Below are 1503 nucleotides of genomic sequence, written 5' to 3' on the forward strand. Positions count from 1 at the left end.
AGCCCCGTGACTTCGACAGCGCAGCCATGCGCGCGCAGCCGCTGCACGACTTTCTCCAGCGCGGCCACGGCGGTGATGTCCCAGAACTGCGCGCCGCTGGCATCGATGCGCACCGCGCGCCCTTCGGCGCCGCGCACGTCGAACGCGTCGACCAGCGCATCGGCCGAGGCAAAGAACACCTGGCCCGAAACCGTCCAGGTGCGCGTCCCGGTGCTGTCGTCTGCGCTGCGCACCTGCAGCAGCTGCGACACCTTGGCCATGAAGAACACGCCGCTGAGCAGCACGCCCACGGCCACGCCCACGGCCAGGTTGTGCGTGATCAGCGTCAGCACCACCGTGGCCAGCATCACCGTCGTCGAAGTCTTGGGATGGCGTGCGATCTCGCCTATGCTGGCCCAGTTGAACGTGGCCACCGACACCGTGACCATGATGGCCACCAGCGCCACGACCGGCACCAGCGCCACCCAGGGCTTGAGCAGCACGATCAGCAGCAGCAGGAACACGCCCGCAAACAGCGTCGACAGCCGGCCGCGCCCGCCATAGGTCACATTGCCCACGGCCTGGCCTATCATGCCGCAGCCCGCGATGCCGCCAAAGCAGCTGGCCGCGACATTCGCCAGGCCCAGGCCCGTGCATTCGCGGTTCTTGTCGCTGGGCGTATTGGTCATTTCATCGACCACGGCCGCGGTGAGCACCGACTCGAGCAGGCCCACCATGGCAATGGCAATGGCCGGCAGCAAGATGATGCGCAGCGTGTCCCAGACCAGTGGCACGTCGGGCAGGCCGAACGACGGCAGCGCATCGGGCAGATGGCCCAGATCGGCGACGGTTGCCACCGGCAGGCCCAGGCCCGCGGCCAGCAGCGTCAGCACCAGCACGCAGATCAGCGGTGAAGGAATGGCGGCCAGCGCCGCGAAGTTCAGGCGGCGCGCCATCCACGGCAGGCCGTAGATCAGCGCCAGCCCCAGCGCCAGCAGCGCCCAGCCCGCGCCGTTGGCCTTCTCCAGATGGGGCAGCTGGGCGCTGAAGATCAGGATGGCCAGCGCGTTGACAAAGCCGGTGCGCACCGAGCTCGAGACAAAGCGCACCAGCAGCCCCATGCGCAGCCAGCCGAACAGGATCTGCACCAGGCCCGCAAGCAGGCCCGCGGCCAGCAGATACGACAGGCCATGCGAAGCCACCAGCGGCGCGGCAACGAGTGCCACCGAGCCCGCGGCCGCCGACACCATCGCCGGGCGCGCGCCCGCGAAAGCGATGACGATGCTGATCACGAACGACGCGTAAAGCCCCACGGCCGGATCGACGCCGGCGACAAACGAGAACGCGATGACTTCGGGAATCAGCGCAAACGTCGCGACCGCGCCGGCCAGCAGTTCACGCGGAATGCTCGGCGCCCATTCGGCGCGCAGACGGGTCAGCAAGGGGGTGGCCATAAGGATGAAGGCTCAGGGCGAGCAGGCTCGAAATCGGCGCGGCCCAGCATGGGGGCAGCGAGCAAGGGCC

Annotated in this window: 1 protein-coding gene; it reads right to left on the reverse strand. The window is 68.8% G+C overall.

Going from position 1 to position 1503, the window contains the following annotated elements; translation table 11 throughout:
- Positions 1 to 1433: SulP family inorganic anion transporter (locus tag RR928_RS24335; RefSeq protein WP_332684637.1), on the reverse strand; the 1433-nt coding region annotated here is incomplete at its 3' end.
- Positions 1434 to 1503 lie beyond the last annotated feature (70 nt).

This window comes from Comamonas sp. (assembly GCF_036666375.1).
Lineage (GTDB): Bacteria > Pseudomonadota > Gammaproteobacteria > Burkholderiales > Burkholderiaceae_C > Comamonas.